The following is a 24,662-nucleotide window of genomic DNA, read 5'->3' on the forward strand; positions in this document are numbered from 1 at the left end:
CTCCGGGACCTAGCTTTCCCCTCACACCAGCCGCAGCACCTCGCCAAACGGAAACGTTGCGTCGGCCGCGCCGCCGGGGGCCACCACCCACAGCACCGGCCCGGCCGGGGCCTCGGCCGGGGCCTCGGCCGGGAAATCGCCGTAGCCATCGGTGAGGTACACCAGCACGTTGGGCGCGGGCTGCTGCCGGGCCATCTCGGTAAAAAAAGGCTCAAACGACGTGTCGCCGCCGCCCTGCGGCCGGGGCAAGGCGGCGGCATCGGCGGCTGTCAGCTCGTGGGGGCCGTAGAGGGCCGCGTCGGCGTACCAGAACTGGACTTCCAGATGCGGGTACGACCCCAGGATGCCGCGCACCTCGGCCAGCAGCTCGCCCAGCAGCCGGCTATCGACCGAGCCGCTGGTGTCGAGGCACACGGCCACGCGCACGGTTTCGCCGGCCAGCGTTTCGAGGTACAGCCCCCGCCCCACAAAGCGCCGGTCGAAGCCCCCAAAATCGACGGGCGTTTGCACCAGGTAGCGCCACAGCAGCGTGCGCCAGCTCAGGCGCGGCCCCAGGGCCCAGGCGGCTTCGCGGCCGTGGCCCAGCGGGTCGGGGCCGGCCACCAGCGAGCGCACGGCTGTGGCGCGGTGCAGGGCGGCCCGCCAGTAGGCCTCGGTGGCGCTGCGGCTGCCGGGGCCGGCCGGGCGGGGCGCGTCGGCGGGGCGCCCGGCCAGCAGGTCGGCCAGCACCCAGTAGCGGGCGGCGTCCCAGTCGTGATAGGCCCGGCGCAACCACTTGTCGGTAAGGGTATCGGGCTGCGTTTTTGGGGTGGCAGTACCGCCGCCATTGTTGCTGCCGTTGCCCTGGCTGGCTGGGCTGCCCGCGCCGGCCGGGCCTTTGGGCGCGGCGGCGGGCGGGTGCAGGCGCTGCCACAGCAGGCTGTACACCTCCTCCACGGTCAGCGTTTCGAGCGGGCCGTCCAGGAGGGCATCGGCGGGCAGGGCGAAGCCGGCGGCCCGCACGATGCCGTTGACCACCACGTCGGCGGCCACGTTCCACACGAAGGGGTGGCGCGGGCCCCGGCGCGGCACGTGGTGCAGGGCCGCGTGCAGCACCTCGTGCAGCAGCACGCCCAGTTGCTCGGCCACCGGGTAGCGCATGATGCCCTCGGGGTTAAAGAAAATATCCGCCCCGTCGGTGGCCGCCACCTCCACCGTGCGCGTGGGCAGCAGCCGCGCATACAGCAGCAGGGTGGCAAAAAACGGCGAGGCCGCCCGCAGTCGCAGCTGCACCCCGAGCAGGCGCTGCCCGGCGGCGTGGGCGGCGGCCAGCCACGCGGTTTCTGCTGCTGAAAGGCCTGCTTCGCTACTTGCCGCCAACGCCGCCCGCCCGAAGCGTGTGAATGGTGTGCCGGATAACTTCGTCCATAGCCGCCCGCCGGGCTATCGGGTACTCCCAGCTGAAGGTGGTGAGGGTGGTGCCCCGCAGCACCGTTTTCTCATAAAAAATATGGCTCTTCACCGTCCCCGATAGCACGTAGCCCGTGGGCAGCGCCTGGTCGAGGGTGAGGGTAGCGCGCTCCTTCTGCCAGCCCTGCCGGGCAATTTTCCGGACTTCATTGAGGCCCCCATCCAGCACCAGGTTGCTGCCGTAGGCCGTCAGCACGGTCTGCCCATCGGCCGATACGAAGCGCCGGCCGTCGCCATTGTCGGCCTCGGGCTGCGGGCGCAGGTCGGCTGGGTAGTCTAGCTGGTAGCCAAAGCGGGCGTTGGCGTAGGTGTGGTAAGTAGGTGGGGTCCACCAGGCTAGCAGCAGGTAGCAGAAGATGCTGAACATAAGAAACTTAGGGCGATAAGCGTTGGAAGGGAGTAGGGCCGCTAAAACAGGGTCAGGTCGATGCCTACCCCGCCAGCAGCTCCTGGTACTCCGTAAAAAAGCGTTGCAGCCGCTCGTCCTCTTGCAGCAGCCGGGCCAGCTCGCCCAGCTGCTTGCGGCTGCGCAGGTGGCGCAGGGCATCGGCCGCGAAGGCCTGCACCCATTCGGCCCCGGCCCGCTCCACGAGCCAGCGGAAGGCGTGGCCGCCCTCGCGGCCGTTCTGGATGCGCAGGGCCAGGCCCACCACCGTGGCGTAGCGGGCCGAGGGCTCGGCCGGAAAAGCCAGCCCCTCGCCCTTGCCCAGCCGAATGCGGTCGAGGTCGGGCAGTTCGGCGTAGAGGGCGCGGTAGGCGTCAAACTCGGCCGCCGCGCCCTCGCCCACGGCGGGGGCCACGGCCAGCCCGGCCGCCAGCAGCTGCCCCGCCAGCACCCAGGTGCGGGGCGAGGGCCAGGCCGGCTCGGCAGGGCTGACGCGGTGCAGCAGTTCGGGCCGGTACGAGAGAAATGCCAGCACCTGCTCGGGCACGCCGTGCGCAAAGCCGTAGGCCTTAAAGCTCTCAAAATCAATGCTTACTTGCAAGTGCAGGAAGCGGTTGGCCAGCGGCGCGGGCATGTCGAACACGGCGGCCCGGTCTTCCTTGCGGTTGCCGGCGGCCCAGACAAGCCAGCCGGCGGGCAGCACGTAGCTGCCCACGCGCCGGTCCAGCACCAGTTGCTGGGCCACGCCCTGCAAGGCCGGCGGAGCCAGGTTTATCTCGTCCAAAAACAGGATTCCGCTGCCTTCGCGGGGCAAAAACTCGGGCGGTAGCCAGCGGGCTACCTCGCCATCGGCCACCGGCAGGCCGCGCAGGTCGGTGGGGGCCAACTGGCTCAGGCGCAGGTCGATGCAGGGCAGCCCGTGCGCCTCGGCCACCTGCGCCACAATGCTCGACTTACCAATGCCCGGCGCGCCCCATATCATCACGCTCAGGGGCAAGCGCTGGGCGGTGAGGGTGGTGAGGTAGGCGGTGAGTTCGGTGGGGGTCATGAGCTACTTGGAGGAGGGCGCCCGGCGGGCAGCTAAGCGGGCGCTTGGCGAGAACTGCCCGCTTTATAACGCAAAGACAGGCAGCCAGAACGGTTATCGAAGCTGTTCAGAAGGTCTAAAAAACCAAAATTAACCGTCCTACTAAGCTTGCCGAAGTATCGCTGCCGCTCCGTTGAACGGCTCAACTGAGGCGGTGGAGATGCTTCGGCAAGCTCAGCAGGACGTTCTGACGGCTTCTTGAGCAGCTTTATTTCATGGCCGCAAGGAACGCCCCGCGGCCTGGCGGGCGGCCCGACGTTCCTTGCGGCGAATTATGCTAGTGCCGCCTACGGCAGTACCAGCATCCGTTTGAGGCCCAGCTGCTTGGTATCGGTGCGCTGCCAGGTTTTGCCCTGGTCGGCCGAGTACCAACTGCTGTTGTCGTCGCCGCAAAGTACCCAGTTTTTGCCCGCGTATACGACGTCTTCCAGCGCGCCGCCGTCGCTCATGCGCGTCATGGGGGTCACCTGCCAGTCCTTGCCGTTGGTGGAGGTGGCCACGTCGCCGAAGGCCGACACGCCCACGAACTTGCCCGCCGCGTAGGCCCCGCCGCGCAGCTGCGGCTTCACGTCGAAGGCTTCTTCCCAGGTTTTACCGCCGTCGGCTGAGTAGGCCGATTTCATTTCGGCCTCCGAAAAAGCCACCAGGTGGCCCTTGCCGTCGCCCACGGTTTCGCGCAGGCTCGACGTCAGCTTGTCGTGCACGTGGCTACTTTCCAGCAACTTGGGCTTGCCGCCCACCACCTCAAATACCGCCACGCGGCCGAAGTTGCCGGTGAGGTAAAACTTGCCGCCCACGAAATCGACCCCGTAGGTGTTGGTGTACTTGGTTTCGTCGCGCGGGTCGGTGTTGGTGTGGAAGCCCGCCGCGCCGGCCGCCGCCGGGGCCGCGCCGCTGCCTTTGGCCGAGGTGGCGGCCTGCCCCACCAGGCCGCCGCCCAGCCCGCCGAGCTTGCTGCCAAAGCCGCCCAGCTTGCTCTTGGCGCTCTGCTTCGCCTCGTTAGCGGCCGAGCTAGTGGCGGAGTTGCCGGCCACGCCGGGGGCGAGGTTATCGGTGCCCAGGCGCTGCCAGCTCACGCCATCGGCCGAGTAGGCGAGGGCATCCTGCTGGCCGGCGGCCACAAAAATGCCGTCGCCGTAGGCCACTCCATTGAAGCCGCTGTTGAGGCGCAGCGGGGTTTTTACGTCCTGCGCGGTCCAGGTTTTGCCCCGGTCGGCGCTGGTGAGCACCAGGCCGTAGTTGGTGACGGCCACCACTTTACCACCGCCGCTGGCCAGCGCCGTCACGAAGGATGGGTTGTCCTGGCCCTTGCGGGCCCCCTCGTACACGAGGCTCCAGGTTTTGCCCTGGTCGCTGGACGAGGCGATGCACGGGCTCTCGTGCACCCGAAACGACTTGCCGCCCGCCAAAATGGTTTGGGCCTGGGCCTGCGCGCCGCCCGCCAGCGCCAAGCCGGTCAGCAGCATTCCTGTTTTTAAGCTATTCATTTGATTATCGAGGGTAAGTAGTTAACTAAAAGCCGGCCAGCCAGCCGGGTAAGCGGTTGCTACTTGGCCTTGGCCAGCGCCGCCATGTCGTACAGTTTTTTGGCGGCTTCCTCCGAGGGCAGGGCGTAGAGCGGAATGGTCGAGAACATGTAGGTGTGCCCGCCCACCTTCACCAGCCGCACCGGCAGGTAGTTGCTGCCGCCCATCTGGGCAATGAAGCCGTCGGGCTGCTCCAGCACGAATTTCTCGAACACCATGCCGCTGTTTTTGGCTACGTCATCCTGCTGCCTTTTGAGAAAGTCGGCACCCTGCGCCGTCACGTCGTCCACGTCGAAGGCGCTGCCCTCGACCCCCAGCTTTACATCGCCGAGCGGGCTTTTGCCCACCACGGCATAGCCGGCGGGCGCTTTCACCACCAAGGGCATTTTGGGGACCGTGGTGCTCAGGTCAATGTCCACCCAGCCATCGGGGTCGGCGGCCGGGGCGGCGGCAGTGGCCGGGGCCGCACTGGTGGTTTTGGTGGCCGCGCCGGGGCTGCTGCAAGCCGTGCAGAGGATGCTGGCCGAAGTAGCCAGCGCAAGGGCGTAACGCATGGGTATGGGGGGTTGGGGAAAAGGACGAAGGCCGGCGCCCACCGCCGTGGCGAGCCGCTGGCCCCTTCTACCGCAAAAGGAAAAGGCCCGCCGGCAAATGCCAGGCGGGCCAGGGGTACAAGCGGTATACCGCCTCACTAACTAACTATCTATCAAGCAGATAAAATGAATTCGCGCAGGCTTTCGTCCTCCGGTAATTCCAGCTTTTTCTTGATGCGGTAGTGGCTAATCTTCACGCTGCCGGGCTCGATGTTGAGCAGCCCGGCAATGTCCTTGTTGGTCAGGTTAAGCTTCACGTAGGCGCACTGCTTGAGCTCGCCGGCCGTGAGGGCGGGGCAGCGCAGGCGCAGCTGGGCGAAGAATTCGGGGTGAATTTTCTCGAAGTGCAGCACCGCCCGCTCCCAGTCGTCGGCCACGCGCAGGTGCTGGCCGATGCTTTTTTTGAGCTCGCCCACCGGGACGCGGTGGGCCTCGGGCACGCGCCGGGCCAGCGCGTCGAGGCCCTCGGTGAGGTCTTCGAGCAGCCGGGTTTTTTGCTGGGCAAAGAGGGCAGCGCTGGCCTGCTCGCGCTGGCTGCCGGCCAGCTCCTGCTCCAGGCGGGCCCGCTCGGCGGCTTCGAGCTGGCGCTGGGTATGCTCCTGCTGGCGCTGGGCGGCTTCCTGTTGCTGGCGGGCATTTTCGGCCAGCTCCTGCTGGGCTGCCTGCTGCGCCCGCAGCAGCTCAGCCTGCTGGTGCACTTGCCCTTGCAGCCGCTTGGCCCGGTACACAAACGCGGCCGCTAGCAGCGCCGCCAGCGCCAGCGCCGCCCCCAGGCTGGCCAGCCAGCGGCTGGCCCGCACGCGCTGGCCCAGGGCCGCCACCTGCGCCTCGCGCCGCTCGGTGTCGTACTTAAACTGCATATCCTCCACCGTTTTAGCGTTGCTTTCGCGGGTGAGGCGGGCCGTGAGCGAGTCGGCCCGGCACTGCTGGGCGTAGGCGGCGGCGTAGTCGCCGCGCCGGGCGGCCACCTGGGCCAGGGCGGTGCGCACGTCGCGCTCCGCGTCGAGCATGCCGGCCGGCCGGGCGTAGGCCAGGGCCCGCTGGCCGGCCTGCTCGGCGGCGGGTAAGTTGTTTAGGGCCAGGTAGTCGCGTAGTAGCAGGTGCTGGGCGTAGGCCTGCTGCTGGCCTTCTTTGAGGCGGGGCAGCAGGGCCAGGCAGGTATCGCGGGCAGCGGCATACTGCCCCAGTTCGTGCAGGGCACTCACCAGGCAGAGGTAGGCCTGGTTGCCGGCCGGCCCCCCGGTGGCCTGGCGGCGGGCCAGCGCCACGGCCTGCTGGCTGGCTTGCAGCGCCTGCCTGGGCTGGTGCTGCTTGAGTAGTACCTGGTTGAGGTTGTTGAGGTCGTTGATAACGCCGGCCGTGTCGTGGGCGGCCGCGTCGGCCCGGCGGGCCTGGGTGAGCAGGCCAGTGGCCGCCGCGTATTTGCCCTGGCTATAATAGCTGTTGGCGATGTTGCTCAAAATGCCCGGCCGGCCGCGCAGGCTATCGGGCCGGTGCTGGCTGAGGCGCAGCTGGGCCAGAAACAGCCGCAGCGAAGCCTCGGCATTGCCGCGCATCCCATTCAAAATACCCAGCTGCCCGTAGCTGTAATACAGGCCATCGTCGGAGTGCTGCTGGCGGGCCAGGGCCTGCGCCTGCCGGGCATAAACCCAGGCGCTATCGAAGTTGGTGTACAGGTAGTGGTCGGCCAGCAGGCGCAGTAGGCGCGGCCGGGCCGAGTCGGGGGCGGTGGCCAGGCGCTGGCGCAGGGCCGCGGGCGCGGGGCCCGGCTGGGCTGGACTGGTGCCGGCGGCCAGCAGCACGAGCAGCAAGCCAAGCCATAGCCGAAAGCGTAAGCCAGTAGTGGTGGGAGGAGCGTGCGTTGGGATGCGGTGAGGGGGGCGCATTCGGGAAAAGCATGGCTGTTGAGGCTGCATTATACGGCCTTGCGGAGGGGATTGGTCCAGGTTGCCTGTTCGCGGGTTGTGGTGGGCGGTAACCTGCCACCCCAGCGCCTGCGTGCGGCCAAACCCCAGAATAGCGGTTGCTTTTCTAGCCCTTCCACTTCTGCGCGATGCGCATAGCGGTTTCCAGCATGTGCGGCTCCCAGGTTTCTGGCTGCCAGGCGGTGGCGGCGAGGGCCGAGGCTTGCAGCTGGCGCTGCGCTTCGGCAACGGAAGGGGCCGACTCCAGGATGCGCGAGAGCTGCGCTTGCTGCGTGTGCAGCTGGGCATCTTCGGCTACCGGGCCGGGCTGGTGGGGGTGCTGGGGCAAAAACGACCGCGCGGGCGGCGTGGGCCAGCCCCGGCGGCACTGCTTTACCAAGCGCGCCATGCGGCGGAAATCCTGACGAAACTGGGTGCGACTAGCCTCGGTTTTCAGGCCGGTGCCGAGCTGCTCCAGCACCACGTACTTCAGGTGCGGGCACTGGGGCATGGTGCGGTCCAGGAGCTCAAATACCTCTTCGGGTACGCCCGCGTCGTGGGTGTCGCGGCGGATTTTTTGGCCGGGCAGCAGCGCCGATTCTTCCCAGCTGCCGCCCGAAATATGGATTTCGCGCACCCGGTCGAGCGGGTACAAAGCCACCAGCGTTTCCGCCGAAACGGAGAAGTTATGCAGCTGACAGTAAAGGTTATGCAGGTCGAGGATGAGGAAGCCGTTGACCGGTTCCAGCAGCTTTTCCAGAAACTCGCCGTGGTGCTGCACTTCGGCCAGCGAGTAGGCGAAGGCCAGGTTTTCGAGGCCCACCGGGCACTGGCAGGCCTCTTGTATGCGCCGGAGCCGGTCTTGCCCGATGCGCAGCGTAGTAGGCGTGTAGGGCACCGGCAGCGGCGCGCCGGAATGAAAATTCTCACCCGTGAAGGAGCCGAAATGCTCGGTGATGTGGGCGAAGGAATACTGCGCTGCCAGCTGTTGCAGGTGCGTTAGCCACTGCTGCTGCTCGGCCGTCCACTTGCCCGAAAGCAGCGAGAAAAACACGCCGTGGCCCAGCAGCCTGTTTTGGGCCGCGTAGGTGCCCAGCAGCTCGGCAAACCAGCCGGGCAGCTGCTCGGCCCCGTAGAGGGTATCAAACGACCATTCGATGGCTTCCACGCGGCCTTCGGCCAGCAGCGGAAACGCCGCCGCCAGAATATCGGCATCGAGGTTGCAGGCGATGGCTGCTAAAATAGCGGGCTCTTTTGGCACTGGGAGTGGTGGGGTGGCGCGGGTGTTTTTAGCCCGCAGAGGGCGCAGAGGCTTACGCAGAAGACGCAGAAGCAGCCGGCCGCTGGCGGGCCAGGGCAGCCGGCTGCTTCTGCGCAATAATTAGCCCATGCCGCAGGCTGGGCAGTTGTCCGGTATTTTAGAAGTGGCGGTCTTTTCGCCCTTGGGCTTGGGGTCGCCGCCTTTGTTGCAACCCGTGGCCTGCACGGTCACGCCAACCAGAATGGCTCCGAGTAAAGCTTTCGACAGTTTCATAAGAAGAGGGAAAAAACGAATGGGGTCTTGGTGAAGTTATCTTCACAAGCAAGAGTTTGCCCCGGATAAGATGGTTGCAAACTACGCGTAACTATTAGTGCAAAGCCTTAGTTGCCAACAAAGTACCCCGCTGCTGGCGCTGAATTAGGAGCGTGAGCAGCGGGGCGATAAGCTTTGCGTAACAGCAGTTAGCAGCGTAACGGCCGGCGGCATCAGCCCGCCGGCATAAACTCCGTCACGGCTTCGCCCAAATCCAGCACCTGCACACCCGCCACCGCGGCCTCGATGATGCTGGCCCCGGCCGCCGAGCGGTAGCCGCCGGCGCAGTGCACCAGCACGGGCTTGTCGGTGGGGAGCTCGCCCAGGCGCTCGCGCAGTTCGGGTAGCGGAATGAGTAAGGCGTTGTCAAACAAGAGCTTGTGCGCCTCGCTGCGGTTGCGAATATCCACGATGGTGAACTGCTCGGGGTGCTGGCGCACGGCTGCCACATCCACGGTGGGGCTGGTGACGGGCTGGCTGGCGGGGGCCAGCAGCGCGCCCTTCACGTTGCCTTCGTAGCCGATTTTGGCGGTTTTGCGCAGCACGGCGTCGAGCTGAATCTGGGTGTCGGCGAGCAGGTAAAACTTCTCCTGCGGGCCCACCACGGAGCCGAGCCAGGTTTCGAACTTGCCGCCGTCTTGCAGGTTGATGGCGCCGGGCAGGTGGCCGGCCTGAAACTTGGCGGCCGGGCGGGTGTCAATCAGCAGCACGCCGGTCTCCAGGGGCGCGGCGGCGTGCAGGCGCGGCACCGCCCGAATGCTGTCCTCGAAGTTGGGCGCGCCCTGCTTGTTCAGCAGCACATTGTGGCCAAAGTACTTGGGCATAAACGGCTGGTCTTCCAGCAGCACCCGAATGAACTCGGGCTCCGACATGGGTTGCAGCGCATAGTTGGTAGCCAGCTCTTTGCCAATGGTACTGTCGAGGTCAGGGCTGGTGGTTTTGCCGCACAGTGAGCCGGGGCCGTGGGCGGGGTACACCTTGGTGGCGGCGGGCAGGGCCATCAGCTTCTGGCGCAGGCTGGTGTAGAGCTGGGCGGCGAGGGCCTCACGGGTATGGCCGCCGGCGGTAGCGGCTTCGCGTAGGTCGGGCCGGCCCACGTCGCCCACAAACAACGTGTCGCCGGTGAACACGGCGCGGGTTTGGGCCAGCTCATCCAGCAGCAAAATGCTGATGCTGTCGGGCGAGTGGCCGGGCGTGTTGAGGGCGTGCAGCTCCACGGTGCCCAGCTTGATGCGGTCGCCGTCGTCAAAATCCCGGTGGGCGTAGCGGGCCCCCGTGAGCTTGCTGCAATAAATGGGGGCGTCGGTTTCCTGGGCTATTTCCAGGTGGCTGCTCACGAAGTCGGCGTGGGGGTGCGTCTCAATCACGGCCACTATCTCGGCGTCGTGCTCGTCGGCAAAGTCGTAGTAGGGCTGGGGGTCGCGGCCGGGGTCGATAACGGCCACCTGCCGGCCCGCCCGCACGGCGTAGGAGGCGTGGGCGAGGCCCTTGTCATAAAATTGCTGAATCTGCACCGCGGGGGTGCTACTACTGGGAAGCGGCATGGGGGTTGTTGGCAGCGGATGAGCTAAAGGCCTGATAATCGGGCTGCCGGGGTAGGTGATAAGGTCAAATATAACAACCCGGCCCAATAATGTGGCTAGGCTTTGGCCCCACCGGCCCCTGGGCCGGCCCCAAAAAAAGCGCCGGCCCAGGGGCCGGCGCTTTTCGCAACGAGGGGCTGCGCCCGGGGGCTAGCTTTTGGCTTTCATTTTGCCGCCGTGCTCGCCTTTGTGGTGATGCTCTTTTTGCATGGCGGTCAGCTTGCCGTACTGGTCGGCGTTGAGTACGCCTTGCAACTGCTGCTGGTACTTGGCGTGGCCGACCTTCATTTCTTCGTGGCGGGCTTGGCGCTGCTCTTTGGCAGGGTACTTCGCCTGGATGGCCTGGCCTTCCTGGGCCTGGGCCAGCAGTATCTGGCGCACCTGGGGCTGCTGGGCGGCTGTGAGGCTCAGCTTTTTGGTAAGCATGCTGGTGCGGTGGTCGGCGCGCTGCTCGGGCGTTTTGTCGTGGCCCATGCGGTGCACGCGGTGGGTGGGCAGCTGGGTGGTAGTGGCGGCGGGGGCTTGGGCGAAGCTGGCGGTGGCAAAGGCCATAGCGGCCAGCAGAAGCATGGACTTTTTCATAATGAGGTAAGCAGAAGAATTTTAGCAGAAAAAAGGAAAGGAAAGCAGGAAGCGCGGCCGCGCTGGCTCCAGGTATAAGGCTAGTTGCAAGCAGCAGGCCAAAAGCGGCCCGGGCAGCAAAAAGGCCCTCTTCACGTCGATGAAGAGGGCCTTTTTATAGATGAAGCGATGTGATTCTCAAACTGGCGTGCTCGCCCTACGCGGGCAACCCCACCAGCTAGTTACCCACCCCGGCCGTGGTGTGCAGCTGGCTGATGCGGGCGGCTTTAAATTGCTGGTAGCGGGTGTACTGGGCCGGCGTGAGCACGCCGCGAATCAACTCGTCCGATTTGGCGCGGTCAAAGGCCATGGCCACGCGCAGGGCGGCGGGGTCATCCTGGTGGGCGGTGCGGTCGGCGTCCATGTGCTGGCGGGTGAGCAGCAGCACCTGGCGCAGGCGGGTGTTCTGGTCGGCCGAGAGGCCCAGTTCCTGGGTCATGCGGTTGGCCTGGGCGGCCACGGCGGCTTGCGCGCCCAGCGCGGTTTGGGCGTGGGTGCCGGCCGCCGTTAAGCTTAGTAAGACTGCGAATAGAAGCGTATTTTTCATAGCAACTGGTATAATAAACCGGTGAAAAGCAATAGAACAAAAGTAGGTTCGCGCCGCCGCAGTTGGCGCAGTAAACGGGCGTGGGGGAGGGGGTTGGGCCGCGCCGGCCCGGCTAGTGCAAAGGCCCGGCCAAACCAGGCCGCGCGCCAGTCGGGAAGTTTAGCGTATTTTCGGCCCGGCCGAACTGTTCCTCGGTGTTAATTCAACGCGAAAAAACCGTTACTAGTACCTCCCCCCACTCGTTCTTTTCCTCTCTCTTGCATGGCTAGTATTTTTGCCAAAAAACCGCTTGCTCAGCTTCTGGGCGAAGCAAACTCTACCGGGCACGGCACCCTCCAACGCACGCTGGGCGCGGGCAACCTCGTGGCGCTGGGCGTGGGTGCCATCATCGGGGCCGGCCTGTTTGTGCGCACCGCCGCCGCCGCCGCCCAGGCCTCGGGGCCGGGCGTAACGCTGGCTTTCATTGTGGCGGCCATTGGCTGCGTGTTTGCCGGGTTGTGCTACGCCGAGTTTGCGGCCATGATTCCGATTGCCGGCTCGGCCTACACCTACGCCTACACCACCATGGGCGAATTTGTAGCCTGGGTTATCGGCTGGGCCCTCATTATGGAGTACGCGCTGGGCGCGGCCACCGTGTCCATTGCCTGGAGCGAGTACCTCAATAAGCTGCTAGAAGTCTTTCACACCAGTATTCCGTATCACCTCAGCCACTCGCCCTTCGAGCACGCCGTGGTAAATGGCGTGGAGGTGCACGGCCTCATCAACCTGCCGGCCCTGTTCGTGATTGTGGCCCTGAGCCTGCTGCTGGTAAAAGGCACCCAGGAATCGGCTACCTTCAACGCCATTGTGGTGGTGCTGAAAGTGGCTATCGTGTTGGTATTCATTGCAGTGGGCTGGCAGTTTATCAACCCCGCCAACCACACGCCCTACCTCATTCCGGCCGACCAGCCGCCCATTGGCCCGCACTCATACTCCGACTGGAACAAGCACGGCATTGGCGGTATTCTGGGCGGCGCGGCCATCGTGTTCTTTGCCTTCATCGGATTTGATGCCGTGAGCACGGCCGCGCAGGAAGCCAAAAACCCCAAGCGCGATATGCCCATCGGCATCCTGGGTTCGCTGGCTATTTGCACGGTGCTCTACATCCTGTTTGGGCACGTGCTGACGGGCGTGGCCAGCTGGCGCGAATTTGCCGACCCCGCCATTGGCGGCGAGGCGTCGGTGGCCTACGCCATTCAGGCGCACATGCCCGGCTACGGCTGGTTAGCTACCGCCGTTACCATTGGTATCTTGCTGGGCTTCACCTCCGTTATCCTGGTAATGCTGATGGGCCAGAGCCGCGTGTTCTTCTCCATGGCCAAAGACGGGCTCATGCCCAAGGCGTTTTCCGAACTGCACCCCAAGTTCAACACGCCCTACAAATCCAACCTCATGCTGATGGTGTTCGTGGGCTTGTTTGCGGCCTTCGTGCCCGGCTCGCTGGCCGGCGACCTCACCTCGTTTGGTACGCTGCTGGCCTTCGTGCTGGTAAGCCTCGGCGTGTGGATTATGCGCAAGTCGGACCCCAACCAGCCGCGGCCGTTCCGCGCGCCGCTGTCGTCGCCCACCTTGCCGCTGGTGCCCATCATGGGCGCGCTCATCTGCCTGCTACTCATCGGCGCGCTCGATGCGTTCACCCTGAAAGTGGCCTTCGGCTGGATGTTCCTCGGCTTCATCGTGTATTTCCTCTACGGCAAGCGCAATTCGATGCTCCAGAAAGGCATCGTGGTTATCCCCGAAGAAATGGAAAAAGAGGCGTTTATCAAGCCCGACCCGAATAACCGCTAAGGTGGTTTAACCTAAAAGAAAGACCCCGCTGGCAAGCTGCCAGCGGGGTCTTTCTTTTAGGTTTTTGGGCAAGAATTATGACACACTATACAGAACGTCATGCTGAACGCAGGGAAGCATCTCGCTCGCAATCGGTAGGGCTTATTCAACGAAGCGAGCGAGATGCTTCCCTGCGTTCAGCATGACGTTCTGTATAGTATATTAAAGACTAATAAGTATCTTGTAATCAATAAATTATGGTTTAAGGCCCAAAGTAGGCCGAAACTGATTTAACCAAGTTTGAGCGATGGCTTCGTCCACAAACCAACCCGTGCGGTACGTGGGGGAGAGCAGGGCCGGCGCGGGCGGCGCGTAGTGGCTGGCTTGCAGCTCCTGCCAGAACTCGGCCTGCGCAATAAAGGCCAGGCAGGGCACGCGGCCCAGGGTGCGGTGTACGCGGGGCAAAAATTCTTCCGTCATCCACTCGTACACATCATTGGGCCGGCCCGAGGCATCGGCGCGGCCATCGAGCAGCCAGTAGGGGCACTGGTGGCGCTGGGCGTGCTCCAGCAGCATTTCGCACGCTTCCGTGAGCTCGGTGGCCGATAGTGGGTGCCGCACGGTACCCCGGATGAGGGGCGGCGCGGCCTGGTAGTGCACGGAGTAGTAGCGCAGCCGGCCGTCGGCAATGGTATCGGAAAGCGATGCGCCCACTTTATTTAGATTCCTCATTTAAAGAGCTTTAACCTCGCTTTTGAGCTTGAGTACGCGGTCACCGTTTTCCTGCACAATCAGCAGGGCGGGGTCGGTAGCCGAGCCGTTGCGGGTGATGTCGCTGCCCTTGAGCTTGCGGGTAATCGGCTCTTTATGAACGGATTCTATTTTGCCGGTGGCCGTGCCGGTACCGTATTTCCAGCTTACCTGGGTGCCTTTGCGCATGGGTGGGAAGTGGCTAGTAGAGGGTTGGGTTTGAACGCATAATAAAGCCAGAAGATTCGCGGGCGGTGCGGGCGAATAAACCAAAAACCCGGCCATTTCGGGCGGCGGTCCGACCTTTACCGTATGGTTAGAGTATTTTTCCTGTGTTTACTAGCATTATCGGCCGCGGCCCAGGCCCCGCTGGCCCCCGATAGCAAGGCGCTCTACGGCGTGATTAACCGTGCCAGCGGGCGCAGCCTCGACGTGGCGCGGGCCGCCACCACCAGCGGCGCGGCCGCCGTGCAGTGGGAGTTTACCCACGCCCTCAGCCAGCAGTGGCACTTGGTGCTCATTCGCGAAGGGGGCGAGTATTACCGCCTCGAAGCCAAGCACAGCGGCCTCTGCCTGACCCTGGAAGTGAACCCCACGGCCCCCGCCGGGGCCAACACGCCGCTGGTGCAGCGGCCCTTCACGGGCGGGCTGGGCCAGCAGTGGCGGCTGGTGCCCACGGGTATCGTGGGCTCGTTTCAACTCGAAAACCGGCTCGATGGCCGGGTAGCTACGCTGGCCACCAACGACAAATTTAACAGCACGGCCATTGTGGCGGCGCGCAGCGTGGGGCGCCTCAGCCAGCAGTGGCGCTTGTTTCAGTTGCAGTTGCGGCTGGCTACGGGGCCGCCCTACTTTGCCGCGCCCGAGCCGTTGCCGACCCTCAGCTCGCCGGCGGGCAATGAGCTGCAACCCGTGCCCGCCCCCGATGGTAAAAGCCTGTATTTCAGCCGTACGCGGTTTGCCGGCAACGTAGAAGGCGTAGCCGAAAGCGCCGATATCTGGCTGAGTGAGAGCACCGACCAAGGCCGCACCTGGGGCGCGCCCACCCACCTCGCCAGCCCGGCCGGCCTCAACACCGCCCAGAACAACGCCGTGCAGGCCGTAGTAGGCCCGGCTAGCAGCCCCGCGCTGCTGCTGCGCGGCACTTACGACGCCAGCGGCTTCCGCGACGAAAGCGTGTCGCGGGTGGCCGTGGGGGGCAGCGGGCGGCCCGCGCCGGTGCGCGTGGCGGGCTTCGGCTCGACCAGTCCGGCCACCAACTTCTTCATGACGCCCGATGAGAAAGTGCTGCTGCTGAGCCTAGAGCGCGAAGACTCGCAGGGGGCCAACGACCTGTATATCAGCCGGCCCGATGGGGCGGGCGGCTACACCGCGCCCCAGAGCCTGGGCGCGGTCGTGAACTCGCCGGGCTACGAGTTTGCCCCCTGGCTGGCGGCCGATGGCAAAACGCTGTATTTCAGTTCCTACGGCCACCAGGGCTACGGCTCGGCCGACATTTTTGTGACCCAGTGCCTCAACGAGGACTGGACCAAGTGGAGCCCGCCCCAAAACCTGGGGCCGCGCTTCAACGGCCCTGGCTACGACGCATTTTTTGCGCTTGGGCCCGATGGCACGGCCTACTACGCCAGCACCGGGGCCAAGGACACGTCGCCCAAAAAGCTGTTTCGCACCCCGCCCGGCCCGCCGCCGGTGATTGACTCCACGGCCATTATCGCGGCCGCCGCCGACCCCATGAGCCAGCCCCGCGCCCTGCTCACGGGCCGCGTGCTCGACGGCCGCACCAGCCAGCCTATAGTAGGAGGAGCCGAAGTGCAGGCCCTGATGATAGGCGGCCCCATCGACTTCCGCAGCACGGCCCGCGCCGATGCCGTGGGATTCCAGATGTCGCTGGCCCCCGGCCGCTACCGCCTGACGACCACCGCCGGCCTGCTCACCCGCATCGATACGCTCACGGTGCGGGCCGGTGAGTCGCGCCGCTACGAGCCGCGCCTCACGCCCGCCACCGTGGGCTCGCGCCTCGACCTGGCCGACCTGCTTTTTGTGCAGAGCAAAGCCCAACTGCTGGGCTCGTCGTACCCCACGCTCAACAAGCTGGCCGAGTCGCTGAAGGACAACCCGCAGCTGGAAATTCGGCTTGAAGGCCACACCTCCAACGAGCCGCCGGCCGATAAAAACCAGGTGCTCAGCGAAGAGCGCGTGGCCACCGTGAAGCGCTACCTCGTGGGCCGGGGCGTGGCCGCCAGCCGCATTACCACCGTGGGCTACGGTGGCTCACGGCCCAAGTTCAGCAACGACCGCGAGGAAACCCGCAAGCTCAATCGCCGGGTAGAGCTGGTAATTACCAAATAATCAATAAGTTAAGATATCGGATTGCTGGCTGGTCTAGGCCGGCCAGTAGCCTGATAATTCGCATACCAGGCCTAGGGCGCAGCCATCGGCCGGGTCGTAGGTGGCGTGGGTGAGGATGTGCTGGCCGAGCACTATTGCCTGTTGCGGCAGCCACCGCATAGTGGGCCGGCGAGGCACGGCGGCGGGTGGCCAACTGCCCGCGTAGGGCGCGGCAGTAAACTGCAAAATGGCCTGCGTAACGCGGTAAATCTGCTCGCCCAGGCCATCGAGGTAAGCCGCAGTGGCCCTTTGCAGGGCAGCCGCCTCGGCTTCCGCAATCTGGTACTTGGTGGCGTACACGGGTAGCCGCGCCGCAAACTGCTTGAGCCAAGCCGCGGTGCACAGGTCGCTGGTGGTTGGATAGGCGGTTTGCATGGCCGAAAAGTAAGCAGAAAGTAACGCTCTAATCAGCAATGAGGGAAACTTGTTTAATGCCTGTCAGTCTGAGGCTGCCTAATTTGAAGATTTCCCCTCGGGTAAGGATTGGTAGCTGCGTCGCCAAATAAAGCCATCGAGCACGTAATGAGTGCTTTGGGGGAGGGCCAGCAGCGGCACCAGCCACATTAGCAGGCCGGGCGCGGCCACTACGGGCAGGCTTTGAAACCAGCCGAAAACGGCGGGGTGCTCGCGCCACACCAGGCCGTCCCACAGGCCTTCTTCGAGAAACGCAAACAGCGCGAGGGCCGCTAGGAACAGCGCCAGCCCGTAGCGACCGGCCCACCAGCCACGCCCGGTGGCCCCGGCCGGCCGCCGGCTCCACACCAGCGCCAGGTAGGGCACGCCGTGCGCCACCACGTTGAGCAGCGTAAAAATGAGGTCGCCGTTGCAGAGCACAATGCCCACCAGCCACGAGCTGGCCGTGCCCGCCAGCAGCAGGTTGCGGGGCAGGTTGAACGTGCCGGTGCGGCGATAAAGCCAGATTTCGCGGCCGGCATAGGTGAGCAGCAGCGCCGCGTAGAGTCCGGTGGCCAGGTACCGGCCCAGCGGCCAATCGACCTGCACAAAGTCACCGTCCACAAACCAGTTGAAGTGGCGCGGGGGCGATAAGTGCCAGTACAACAAGGGGTAAAGCGTGGCGGCGTAAATGAGCACCGCGGGCAGCCACGCGCCGGGCAGTGCCGCCTCGCGCCGGGCATACAGCCGCAAAAACCCGTACTGCTGCCGCACAAAGTGAAACACGGCCAAGTAGGCTAGCGCCCGCCAAAACACCAGCCCGCCCGCCGCGTGCAAGGCCACGCCGCCCGCGTAGCAGCCCAGCGGCACCAGCAGTAAAAGCCCGCGCCTGCGCTGGCGCTGCGCTGGGTCGAAATACGTTTGGAACAGCGTGCCGTACACGTGCGCCACGTCGATGAGCAGCACCACGCCCACCCAGGCCAGCAGCGGAAACGCCGCCGACTGCCGGTAGCTGGCCGGCAACAGCGCCACCACGGCCAACGCCAAAAACGGCGGAGCCAGAATAAACCAGCCGTCGTAGCGCGGCGAACGAAGCCAGGGTTGTGAGTTGAACACAGAAAGGGGCATGAGCGCGTGCAAAGTAGCACCGGCTCATGCCCCTTTTCTCTTGGTGGCGGTTAATTAGCGCCGGTGCCGTTGGTGGTGCCGCTGGGGCCGGTGCCGCCCTTGGGAGCGGGCATAACCCCGCCCGTGGTATTGGCCGTGTCGGTGGGCATGCCGCCTACTTTGGTGGCGGCCGAGTCGGTGCCCAGCGTACTGGTGGGCGTGCTAGTGGAGGTGTTGCTGTTGCCGCCGCAGGCACCCAGTAGCAGGCCGCCCAGCAGCAAGGCTGCCACGGTGCGGCCAAAAAATGCTTGTTTCATAAAAGGAAAAGCTGTTGGTGAAGCCTACTTATACGGCCCGCCGCCCGGCGATGGCAAGCAGAAGCCTCAGATTTTCAGCTCCTCAGCTAGCCAGCGGCCCCGCCAGCACCGCCCGCGCCGCCCGCAGGCCCTGGTGAAAGGCTTCCTCAAAAAGGGAGATGCCGCTGAGGTCGGTGTGGGCCAGGTGCACGCGCCCGCTCAGCAGCGGCTGGCGGGCCTGCTGCCGCGCCGCGCCCCACACGTAGCCGGGCGTGGGGGCCACCATGCCGTGGCCCCATACCCAGAGTTCGGCGGCCTGCACCTGGGCGGCCAGACCGGGGTGCATGAGGTCTAATTCGGTGAGCACCAAGGTGCGCCAGTCGGCGTAGGTGCTGGCCAGGGCGTGGCGGCGGGCGGCCACGGCATCGAGTGGGTCGGTGGGCAGGGCCCAGTAGAAGGTGAGGTGGCGCGGCTCGTCGCCCTCGAAGCCGCGCAGGGCCTGGTGCTCGGCGTCGATGTAGCCCAGAGCCGGGCTGCCGTAGCGCACGTTGTCCCAGCTCAGGGGCTGGCCGGGGCCGCCGGGGTAGCCGGCCACCGTGAGGTTGGCCACCAGCCAGGGCGCGTGCAGCGGGGCCAGCTGCGGCAGGCTCACCGGCGCGGCCAGCAGGTGCTTGGTTACGTGCCAGGGCGTGGCCAGCACCACCTGCCGGGCCAGCAGGCGGGTGGTTTGCTGCGTGGCGTTGTCGAAAGCGAGTACTTCAACCCGGTTATCAGCGGCTTCCTTTATGCTGAATACCAGTGCATTGGCTTGCACCGGCCCGCTGCCGCCCTGGCGGCGCAGGGCCGCGGCGAGGTAGTGGTTGCCCTGGGGCCAGGTGAGCACAGCATCGGGCGGGGCGTTGTGGGCGCGGCCTTTACGGGCGGCGAAGTAGTGCAGCCCCGCCCAGGCCGATACCTGCGCGGCCGGCACCCCAAAGTCGTCGCGGTACGAGTAGTCGAGGTACCAGCGCAGGTAGGGCGAGCGGTAGTTGTGGCGGGTTAGCCAGTCGGCCATCGACTCGGCATCGAGCTGCCGGGCGCTGGCATCGGCCACTGACCAGTCGAGCGGTAGCCGGAACAAGTCGCGGCCGTCGGGGCCGGCGGCGCGGCGCAGGCGCTCCATCTCGGCTAGGAAGCAGGCAATTTCGGCGCGGTCGGCGGCGGGCACGCCCGCCTCGGGCACCAGGCCAGCCTGCCAGTGGCCGTGCAAAAGCAGGCGCTCGGCGGGGTCGTGGCAGAGGGCGGTTTCGTCGTAAATGGGTAGGCCGGTGGGCCCATAACCGGTCAGAATACCAGCCTCTTGCAGAAAGGCTAGCAGCTCGGTATCGCGGGCATCGGGTAGGGGCAGGTAGTGCGCGCCCCAGGGGTAGGCGGTGCGGGCGTTGTGGCCGGCGGCGGCGTTGCCGCCCGTGTCGGCCTCCATTTCCAGCAGCAGCGTGGCGCGCGCGGGGGCCAACTGGTGCAGCGCGCGCCGAGCAGCCAAGCCGCTCACGCCGCCGCCAATAATCAGGATATCAACCTCCTGGCTGCGCGTGGGCGCAGGTAGGCCGCCGGGCGTGCGCAGGCGGTGCCCCAGCGCGTGGCCAGCCCCGCGCAATTTGCCCTGCACGGCCGACTGGGCGGGCGTGCAACCGGGCACGCTGCCCACCAGCCCCGCCAGCAGCGTGCCCGCCACGCCCGCACTGGCCTGGGTAATGAACTGGCGACGGGGGAGGGACATAGGTTAGTATTTGAAAGATAATTAGTTGTATAATAATCGTTTGTCATTGCGAGCGCAACGCAGTGGAGCGCGGCAATCGCCTCAAAACGACTGACGAACGACTGGCGTGGGTATCGTTCTGGTGCGATTGCCACGCTCCACTGCGTTGCGCTCGCAATGACAGACTGTTTTTTGCTCACTACTCACTGCTCACTGCCCATACGGTCCCCATTCTTCCTCAAAATACCGCACCAGCGCCTGGTTATTCAGCTGATTCACCTCGGTGGGCACCTCAGCCATATCGGGCGGGAAGCTGCGCATGAGGCCGATAACCTGGGGCGTCACGTAGCGCAGGCCGGCGGGTAGCGGGCTGCCGTGGGGCCGCCAGGAGCCGGGCTGGGCCTGGGCCAGCACGTAGCCCCACTCGCCAAACGACGGCACGTAGGCGTGGTAGGGCACCGGCGAAAAGCCGCTGGCCGCCAGCGTGTGCACCACGCACCAGTAGGCCTGGCGCGCCACGTAGGGCGAGGTGGCCTGCACCACCACGAGCCCGCCCGGCCGCAGCCGCTGGCGCAGCGTTTGATAGAAAGCGGTGGTGTAGAGCTTGCCGATGGAGTAGTTGCCGGGGTCGGGAAAATCGACCAGCACTACGTCGTAGCGGGCGGTGTCCTGGCGTAGCCAGGTGTAGGCGTCAGCGTTGTGAATCTCGACTTTGGACGAGTGCAAGGAGTTGTGGTTGAGCTCGCGCAGTAGCTGGTTGCTGCGAAACAAGCGCGTCATGGCTGGGTCGAGGTCGATGAGGCGGATGTGCTGCACCTGCGGGTACTTCAGCAGCTCGCGCACGGCCAGGCCGTCGCCGCCGCCCAGCACTAGTATCTGGCGGGCGCGGGGCCGGTCTTGCATGGCCGGGTGCACCAGCGCTTCGTGGTAGCGGTACTCGTCGGCCGAGCTAAATTGCAGATTACCATTGAGAAACAAGCGCAACTCGCCGCGGTGGTTGCCGGTGAGCACCAGCCGCTGGTAGGGCGTGCTGAGGGCGTAGATAACGGTGTCCTGAAACACCTCGCCCTCGGCGTAGCGCTGAATGCGCTCGGCCCCCACCACGCCCGCGCCCAGCGCTAGCAGCGCCACCACAATGGTGGCCAGGTAGCGCCGCCGGTAGGGCCTTGTCTCCTCAAACGAGAGCAAGCTCACGCCCGCCACCACCACGTTCAGCGCCCCAAACAACAGCGCCGTGCGCACCAGTCCCAGCCGGGGCACCAGCACCAGCGGGAAAATAACCGCAGCCAGCAGCGACCCCACGTAGTCAAATGTGAAAACTCTGGCTACCAATTCTTTAAATGCAAGCCGGCCCTGCAAAATGCGCAGCAGCAGCGGTATTTCTAGCCCCACCAGCGTGCCCAGCAGCCCCACCACCCCATAGAGCAGCACCCGAAACGAACTCACGTGCGCAAACAGCCCAAACAGCAGCGGGGCCGACGCCCCGCCCACCAGCCCCACTAGGATTTCGAGCCGGATAAACCAGCGCAGCAGCGACCCGCCCAGGTAGCGCGAAAGCCACGAGCCCACGCCCATGCTGAACAAATACACCCCGATAACGGTCGAAAACTGCGTCACCGAATCGCCGAGCAGGTACGAGGCCAGCGTGCCCGCAATCAGCTCATAAAGCAGCCCGCAGGTGGCAATCACGGCCACCGAGCCCAGCAAGAGCGCCGGCCGGGGTGCCCCTTCGGCGGTGGTAGCGGCGGCCCGCGCCCGCCGCCGGCGCGTCAACACAGAACCCTCAGCCATGAATGGCGGCGCTAATGATGAGGGCCACCGCCAGCATGAAAGCCGCCGCAATAATGGCCAGGGCCGTGTTGTGCTCTTCCAGTATTTCGCGGCGCAACGTGCCGGGCGTCAGCTTGTTAAAGATATAAAAGCTGATTACCAGGATGAGGATGCCCAGCAGCGCGTACACAACAGAGGCGGTGAGCGCCTTGGGGGTGAGGTATTCCATGAGCGAGGTATCAAGGAGTGAATTGTGAAGGAGTGAGTTGCGAAGGAGTGAAGTAGTGTTTTGTGGTAAGCTTGCTCCTTCGCAACTCACTCCTTCACAATTATTTATGATTGAAGCCGTGCACGTAGCCGGCGTGGCTGCCGGCGCGGCGCGGGCCGGTTTGCTCGGTTTCGCTGCTTTCGTTGTCGTCGCCGAGGAGGCGGTAGCCGCGCAGGCCCATCACCGTGAACGCCGTGAGGCCCAGCACGCCCAGCACCGTATAAAGCGGCCACTGACGCACGGAGGGCCACAGCTTCGTGAAAAAATCAAACATGCTAGCGGGCTGAATTCAGGATGTGAGGCCAAAGTTGCTGTTTTCCCAGCGGTTGCTTTCAAACGAGCTGTAGCGCCACCACTGCAACAGCGGGATGGCCAGCACGAATAGCAGCGCCAGCCAGAAGTTGGTGGTGAGCTCGGTGTTTTGCTCGATGGTTACTTGCAGCGCAGCGGGCTCGGTGGTGGGCTCGGCGCTGGGGTAGAGGTTGAGGTGGTAGCGCCCGGCGGGCACGTTGCTGAACACGCCCCCGGCCGAGCGGCTGCCCTCGCCCCAGCTCTCGCCGCCTTCCACGCCGGAGTAGTATTCGATGGAGCGCGTAAACTCATAGCCCCGGCCGTTTTCTTCGTTCACGAGGCTGGCCGTGACCTCCACCCAGCGGTTGGACAGGCTCGGGATGGTAAGCTCGATTTCCAGCGCCGTGGGTTCCGTCAGGGTAAAAGAGTTGGTTACCAGTATGGTGCTGGCGGGGGCAGCCGCCGGGGCTGGCGCGGGCGTCGGGGTGGCGGCGGCTGGCGCAGGAGTGGCCGGCAGCGAGTCGTAGGCTACAATGCGCGGTAGCGCGTCGTTGGGCACCGCAAAGGAATTGCTTGACTGCGGGGCCAGGGTGGCGGGTAGCACCAGCTCTTGCGTGGTAGTAGTGCTGGGCCGTAGCAGCCCCACCAGCGCGCGCAGCCCCAGCAGCGCCAGCAGCAGCAGCACGGTTATGCGCAGTAGCGCCGGGCCGGCCACGGGGTTGGGCTGCGCCGCCCCCACGTCGAAGCAGCTGGGTAGCTGGTCAGCCGGCAGGCCAAAGGCCGTGGCCACCGCCTCAAGCTCCAGGTGCTCGGCCAGGTACCAGACGGGCGGGCCGCTGGTAAGGTGCTCGCTCACAAGTACGTAGGGCGGACTGATAAACTCGGTGATGAAGAGCTTTTCATCCTCCAGAATATCCCAGTCAAACTCGCCCTCGGCATCGACTACCTCGGGCTGGTAGCGGTGCCACAGCTTGTAGCGGCGGCCGGTGGTATCGTCGCGCCAGGTGGGTTCTTTGTAGCCCTTTTTGCCGCTGGATGCGGGGTGGGCGGCTGCGCGCCTGATGAGCAGCCAGTGCCCGTGGTACTCGGCCAGCTGCAGCGGAAAATTGGCCGGCTCCGGCTGAGTGGGCTGGAGCTCGGCGGGGCGCAGCTGGTACTCGCGCCAGGTAGCCGATTTGTCGTTTCGTTCGGTGCGCACTTGGTAGCCGGTTACGCGGCAGCGGTAGCCGCCCAGCGTGGCTACTGTGCCCAGCGGCAGGCTAGGGCCGGGCACCAGCTTCTTTCTGAATTCGGTTACGGTGCGGGTCGAGGCTGCCGGGGTGGCCGGGTTGGTGTAGAAGTACGTGCGGCACTTCACGCAGCCAAAGTAGCGGCTGGCGGTGGGGTCGTAGCAGGGGTGCCGGGTGCCGCACTTGGGGCAGGGCACGGTGGCCGGGGGCGGGGTGGGGAACGGGGTAGCACTCATCGCAGCACCTCGGCGTACGTGCGCTCGTCGCCCTCAAAAAACGCCAGCGTTTCCTGGTATACCTGGCGCACGGTGGCGTGGTTGTCACGCCGAAAATTCGATAAAAACACGTCGAACGTGGCCAGCCCGTGCTCGGGCCAGGTATGAATGCTGAGGTGCGACTCGGTGAGGGCTAGCACCGCCGTGAAGCCCGCGTTTTCGGCAAATGCGTGGTACACCTCGCCCACGCTGCTGAGGCCCAGCCGGGCCACTAGCGCCGCAAAGAACCGCTGGCTGCCCGCCGCGTCGCGCAGCCGGGCGGCAGGTGCCCCGAAGGTGGCCAGCACGTGCAGGCCGGGCGAGTACGCCGCGGGCGCGGCGGGCGGAGGCAGGGGGGCAGTAGTCACGGCTGCAATACTACGACTCAGACTACCAATCTGAATGCCGCGTAATTGTGGACTTTATATCGGAGTAGGGGCGCAAGGACCTAACTTTACGGGCTTTTATTTCAGCCAGTTTTTATGCAGCCCCGCGCCCAGGAAACCCTTTTTTTTGAAAACCAGGCCGGCCGTTTATACTACCGCACCGCTGGCTACGTGCACTTGGCCTGGGGCAGCGAGCGCCTGCCGCTGGCAACCATCCAGGCGTATTATGAGCAGGCGCTGGCCTTGCTGCGGAGCACGGGCAGCCACCGCATCTTGTCGGAGCACGGGCAGCGCGCCCCCCTGCCCGGCGACGCGCAAACCTGGCTCACCGGCAACTGGATACCCCGTGCCATTGCCCTGGCCGGTTTCCGGCATTGCGCCATTGTGGAAGGGGCCAATCCCATGCACCGCCTCTCCACGCAGTCAGTGGTGAGCACCTCACCCACGGAGCTAATCTACAAGCGCTTCGACAGCGTGAAGGATGCCGAAGTCTGGCTGGTTGGCTTGGGGGTTTAGGGACGTAAAGTATTGTCGATAATAGATTTGCGCAAAAGTGTTTGTCATTGCCGCGCTCCATTGCATTGCGCTCGCAATGACAAACGATTTTGCGCATTAAAAACCTATTGTACAACGTATTATCTGAAACGCAAAGAAGCCCACCGATTGGCTTGCCCTCACCGCCAGGAGCTTTAGCACGCACCTCTAGCTGCGAATAAAA

General features: G+C 65.2%; 25 protein-coding genes. 3 read left to right on the forward strand and 22 right to left on the reverse strand.

Annotated elements, in window-relative coordinates:
* Window positions 1-21 precede the first annotated feature (21 nt).
* The 11 genes from ACYVGC_RS13915 to ACYVGC_RS13965 form a co-directional block, all read right to left on the reverse strand.
* Complete coding sequence (locus ACYVGC_RS13915) at window positions 22-1,359, reverse strand: vWA domain-containing protein (protein ID WP_460584441.1); 1,338 nt, start codon at window positions 1,357-1,359, stop codon at window positions 22-24.
* Window positions 1,346-1,816, reverse strand: a complete 471-nt coding sequence (locus ACYVGC_RS13920) for a hypothetical protein (protein WP_460584442.1) — start codon at window positions 1,814-1,816, stop codon at window positions 1,346-1,348. Before ACYVGC_RS13920 ends, ACYVGC_RS13915 begins: the two co-directional genes overlap by 14 nt.
* 64 nt (window positions 1,817-1,880) lie before the next feature.
* Window positions 1,881-2,882, reverse strand: coding sequence for an AAA family ATPase (locus tag ACYVGC_RS13925; protein ID WP_460584443.1), 1,002 nt, complete (start codon window positions 2,880-2,882; stop codon window positions 1,881-1,883).
* Window positions 2,883-3,208: 326 nt separating this feature from the next.
* The gene (locus ACYVGC_RS13930) at window positions 3,209-4,408 is read right to left on the reverse strand and encodes a WD40/YVTN/BNR-like repeat-containing protein (RefSeq protein WP_460584444.1); all 1,200 of its coding nucleotides are present in this window, start codon (window positions 4,406-4,408) and stop codon (window positions 3,209-3,211) included.
* 59 nt (window positions 4,409-4,467) lie between these two features.
* Entirely contained in the window at window positions 4,468-5,001 is a 534-nt protein-coding gene (locus ACYVGC_RS13935; protein ID WP_460584445.1) for a hypothetical protein, read from the reverse strand.
* Between the two features lie 152 nt (window positions 5,002-5,153).
* Window positions 5,154-6,926: a helix-turn-helix transcriptional regulator gene (locus ACYVGC_RS13940; RefSeq protein WP_460584446.1), complete on the reverse strand. Its 1,773-nt coding sequence runs from the start codon at window positions 6,924-6,926 to the stop codon at window positions 5,154-5,156.
* Between the two features lie 145 nt (window positions 6,927-7,071).
* Window positions 7,072-8,205 (reverse strand): multinuclear nonheme iron-dependent oxidase, encoded by a 1,134-nt coding sequence (locus tag ACYVGC_RS13945; protein ID WP_460584447.1) that lies wholly within the window; start codon window positions 8,203-8,205, stop codon window positions 7,072-7,074.
* Window positions 8,206-8,325: 120 nt separating this feature from the next.
* Complete coding sequence (locus ACYVGC_RS13950; protein WP_460584448.1) at window positions 8,326-8,478, reverse strand: chryseobasin-related MNIO class RiPP peptide; 153 nt, start codon at window positions 8,476-8,478, stop codon at window positions 8,326-8,328.
* 212 nt (window positions 8,479-8,690) lie between these two features.
* Window positions 8,691-10,061: an MBL fold metallo-hydrolase gene (locus ACYVGC_RS13955; protein WP_460584449.1), complete on the reverse strand. Its 1,371-nt coding sequence runs from the start codon at window positions 10,059-10,061 to the stop codon at window positions 8,691-8,693.
* A 189-nt stretch (window positions 10,062-10,250) separates the two neighbouring features.
* Window positions 10,251-10,682 carry a hypothetical protein gene (locus tag ACYVGC_RS13960; protein WP_460584450.1) on the reverse strand — a complete coding sequence of 144 codons (432 nt, stop codon included), beginning with the start codon at window positions 10,680-10,682 and terminating at the stop codon, window positions 10,251-10,253.
* 217 nt (window positions 10,683-10,899) lie between these two features.
* Window positions 10,900-11,268 (reverse strand): hypothetical protein, encoded by a 369-nt coding sequence (locus ACYVGC_RS13965; protein WP_460584451.1) that lies wholly within the window; start codon window positions 11,266-11,268, stop codon window positions 10,900-10,902.
* 261 nt (window positions 11,269-11,529) lie between these two features.
* Between ACYVGC_RS13965 and ACYVGC_RS13970 the strand changes: the two genes are divergently transcribed.
* Window positions 11,530-13,095 carry an amino acid permease gene (locus ACYVGC_RS13970; RefSeq protein WP_460584452.1) on the forward strand — a complete coding sequence of 522 codons (1,566 nt, stop codon included), beginning with the start codon at window positions 11,530-11,532 and terminating at the stop codon, window positions 13,093-13,095.
* A 234-nt stretch (window positions 13,096-13,329) separates the two neighbouring features.
* Here ACYVGC_RS13970 and ACYVGC_RS13975 read toward each other — a convergent pair whose 3' ends face one another.
* The gene (locus tag ACYVGC_RS13975; protein WP_460584453.1) at window positions 13,330-13,806 is read right to left on the reverse strand and encodes a hypothetical protein; all 477 of its coding nucleotides are present in this window, start codon (window positions 13,804-13,806) and stop codon (window positions 13,330-13,332) included.
* On the reverse strand, window positions 13,807-14,013 hold the full coding sequence (locus tag ACYVGC_RS13980; protein ID WP_460584454.1) for a hypervirulence associated TUDOR domain-containing protein: 207 nt from the start codon (window positions 14,011-14,013) through the stop codon (window positions 13,807-13,809).
* A gap of 123 nt (window positions 14,014-14,136) precedes the next feature.
* Here ACYVGC_RS13980 and ACYVGC_RS13985 point away from each other — a divergent pair, with 123 nt between their 5' ends.
* Window positions 14,137-16,173: an RICIN domain-containing protein gene (locus tag ACYVGC_RS13985; RefSeq protein WP_460584455.1), complete on the forward strand. Its 2,037-nt coding sequence runs from the start codon at window positions 14,137-14,139 to the stop codon at window positions 16,171-16,173.
* A gap of 33 nt (window positions 16,174-16,206) precedes the next feature.
* On the opposite strand, the gene ACYVGC_RS13990 is transcribed toward ACYVGC_RS13985, so the two are convergent.
* The 9 genes from ACYVGC_RS13990 to ACYVGC_RS14030 all read right to left on the reverse strand — a co-directional run bounded on the left by ACYVGC_RS13990 (window position 16,207) and on the right by ACYVGC_RS14030 (window position 23,926).
* On the reverse strand, window positions 16,207-16,587 hold the full coding sequence (locus ACYVGC_RS13990) for a hypothetical protein (RefSeq protein ID WP_460584456.1): 381 nt from the start codon (window positions 16,585-16,587) through the stop codon (window positions 16,207-16,209).
* A gap of 78 nt (window positions 16,588-16,665) precedes the next feature.
* Window positions 16,666-17,733: a hypothetical protein gene (locus tag ACYVGC_RS13995; protein WP_460584457.1), complete on the reverse strand. Its 1,068-nt coding sequence runs from the start codon at window positions 17,731-17,733 to the stop codon at window positions 16,666-16,668.
* Window positions 17,734-17,783: 50 nt separating this feature from the next.
* Window positions 17,784-18,029, reverse strand: coding sequence for a hypothetical protein (locus ACYVGC_RS14000; protein ID WP_460584458.1), 246 nt, complete (start codon window positions 18,027-18,029; stop codon window positions 17,784-17,786).
* Window positions 18,030-18,111: 82 nt separating this feature from the next.
* Window positions 18,112-19,767, reverse strand: a complete 1,656-nt coding sequence (locus ACYVGC_RS14005) for a flavin monoamine oxidase family protein (RefSeq protein WP_460584459.1) — start codon at window positions 19,765-19,767, stop codon at window positions 18,112-18,114.
* Between the two features lie 189 nt (window positions 19,768-19,956).
* Window positions 19,957-21,537, reverse strand: a complete 1,581-nt coding sequence (locus tag ACYVGC_RS14010) for a spermidine synthase (protein ID WP_460584460.1) — start codon at window positions 21,535-21,537, stop codon at window positions 19,957-19,959.
* Window positions 21,530-21,745, reverse strand: coding sequence for a DUF350 domain-containing protein (locus ACYVGC_RS14015; RefSeq protein WP_460584461.1), 216 nt, complete (start codon window positions 21,743-21,745; stop codon window positions 21,530-21,532). The genes ACYVGC_RS14010 and ACYVGC_RS14015 overlap by 8 nt, the downstream gene beginning before the upstream one ends.
* 100 nt (window positions 21,746-21,845) lie before the next feature.
* Complete coding sequence (locus ACYVGC_RS14020) at window positions 21,846-22,058, reverse strand: hypothetical protein (RefSeq protein ID WP_460584462.1); 213 nt, start codon at window positions 22,056-22,058, stop codon at window positions 21,846-21,848.
* Between the two features lie 15 nt (window positions 22,059-22,073).
* On the reverse strand, window positions 22,074-23,540 hold the full coding sequence (locus tag ACYVGC_RS14025; RefSeq protein ID WP_460584463.1) for a DUF4178 domain-containing protein: 1,467 nt from the start codon (window positions 23,538-23,540) through the stop codon (window positions 22,074-22,076).
* Entirely contained in the window at window positions 23,537-23,926 is a 390-nt protein-coding gene (locus ACYVGC_RS14030; RefSeq protein WP_460584464.1) for an S-adenosylmethionine decarboxylase family protein, read from the reverse strand. Before ACYVGC_RS14030 ends, ACYVGC_RS14025 begins: the two co-directional genes overlap by 4 nt.
* A 114-nt stretch (window positions 23,927-24,040) precedes the next feature.
* Here ACYVGC_RS14030 and ACYVGC_RS14035 point away from each other — a divergent pair, with 114 nt between their 5' ends.
* On the forward strand, window positions 24,041-24,460 hold the full coding sequence (locus tag ACYVGC_RS14035; protein ID WP_460584465.1) for a hypothetical protein: 420 nt from the start codon (window positions 24,041-24,043) through the stop codon (window positions 24,458-24,460).
* Window positions 24,461-24,662 lie beyond the last annotated feature (202 nt).

It is taken from the genome of Hymenobacter arcticus, from assembly GCF_054779975.1.

Bases quoted from the DNA above. Each gene is read 5' to 3' on its own strand.
- ACYVGC_RS13920 (WP_460584442.1), bottom strand. From the start codon at position 1,816: ATGTTCAGCATCTTCTGCTACCTGCTGCTAGCCTGGTGGACCCCACCT.
- ACYVGC_RS13925 (WP_460584443.1), bottom strand. From the start codon at position 2,882: ATGACCCCCACCGAACTCACCGCCTACCTCACCACCCTCACCGCCCAG.
- ACYVGC_RS13930 (WP_460584444.1), bottom strand. From the start codon at position 4,408: ATGAATAGCTTAAAAACAGGAATGCTGCTGACCGGCTTGGCGCTGGCG.
- ACYVGC_RS13935 (WP_460584445.1), bottom strand. From the start codon at position 5,001: ATGCGTTACGCCCTTGCGCTGGCTACTTCGGCCAGCATCCTCTGCACG.
- ACYVGC_RS13940 (WP_460584446.1), bottom strand. From the start codon at position 6,926: ATGCGCCCCCCTCACCGCATCCCAACGCACGCTCCTCCCACCACTACT.
- ACYVGC_RS13950 (WP_460584448.1), bottom strand. From the start codon at position 8,478: ATGAAACTGTCGAAAGCTTTACTCGGAGCCATTCTGGTTGGCGTGACC.
- ACYVGC_RS13955 (WP_460584449.1), bottom strand. From the start codon at position 10,061: ATGCCGCTTCCCAGTAGTAGCACCCCCGCGGTGCAGATTCAGCAATTT.
- ACYVGC_RS13960 (WP_460584450.1), bottom strand. From the start codon at position 10,682: ATGAAAAAGTCCATGCTTCTGCTGGCCGCTATGGCCTTTGCCACCGCC.
- ACYVGC_RS13965 (WP_460584451.1), bottom strand. From the start codon at position 11,268: ATGAAAAATACGCTTCTATTCGCAGTCTTACTAAGCTTAACGGCGGCC.
- ACYVGC_RS13970 (WP_460584452.1), top strand. From the start codon at position 11,530: ATGGCTAGTATTTTTGCCAAAAAACCGCTTGCTCAGCTTCTGGGCGAA.
- ACYVGC_RS13975 (WP_460584453.1), bottom strand. From the start codon at position 13,806: ATGAGGAATCTAAATAAAGTGGGCGCATCGCTTTCCGATACCATTGCC.
- ACYVGC_RS13980 (WP_460584454.1), bottom strand. From the start codon at position 14,013: ATGCGCAAAGGCACCCAGGTAAGCTGGAAATACGGTACCGGCACGGCC.
- ACYVGC_RS13985 (WP_460584455.1), top strand. From the start codon at position 14,137: ATGGTTAGAGTATTTTTCCTGTGTTTACTAGCATTATCGGCCGCGGCC.
- ACYVGC_RS13990 (WP_460584456.1), bottom strand. From the start codon at position 16,587: ATGCAAACCGCCTATCCAACCACCAGCGACCTGTGCACCGCGGCTTGG.
- ACYVGC_RS13995 (WP_460584457.1), bottom strand. From the start codon at position 17,733: ATGCCCCTTTCTGTGTTCAACTCACAACCCTGGCTTCGTTCGCCGCGC.
- ACYVGC_RS14000 (WP_460584458.1), bottom strand. From the start codon at position 18,029: ATGAAACAAGCATTTTTTGGCCGCACCGTGGCAGCCTTGCTGCTGGGC.
- ACYVGC_RS14005 (WP_460584459.1), bottom strand. From the start codon at position 19,767: ATGTCCCTCCCCCGTCGCCAGTTCATTACCCAGGCCAGTGCGGGCGTG.
- ACYVGC_RS14010 (WP_460584460.1), bottom strand. From the start codon at position 21,537: ATGGCTGAGGGTTCTGTGTTGACGCGCCGGCGGCGGGCGCGGGCCGCC.
- ACYVGC_RS14015 (WP_460584461.1), bottom strand. From the start codon at position 21,745: ATGGAATACCTCACCCCCAAGGCGCTCACCGCCTCTGTTGTGTACGCG.
- ACYVGC_RS14020 (WP_460584462.1), bottom strand. From the start codon at position 22,058: ATGTTTGATTTTTTCACGAAGCTGTGGCCCTCCGTGCGTCAGTGGCCG.
- ACYVGC_RS14025 (WP_460584463.1), bottom strand. From the start codon at position 23,540: ATGAGTGCTACCCCGTTCCCCACCCCGCCCCCGGCCACCGTGCCCTGC.
- ACYVGC_RS14035 (WP_460584465.1), top strand. From the start codon at position 24,041: ATGCAGCCCCGCGCCCAGGAAACCCTTTTTTTTGAAAACCAGGCCGGC.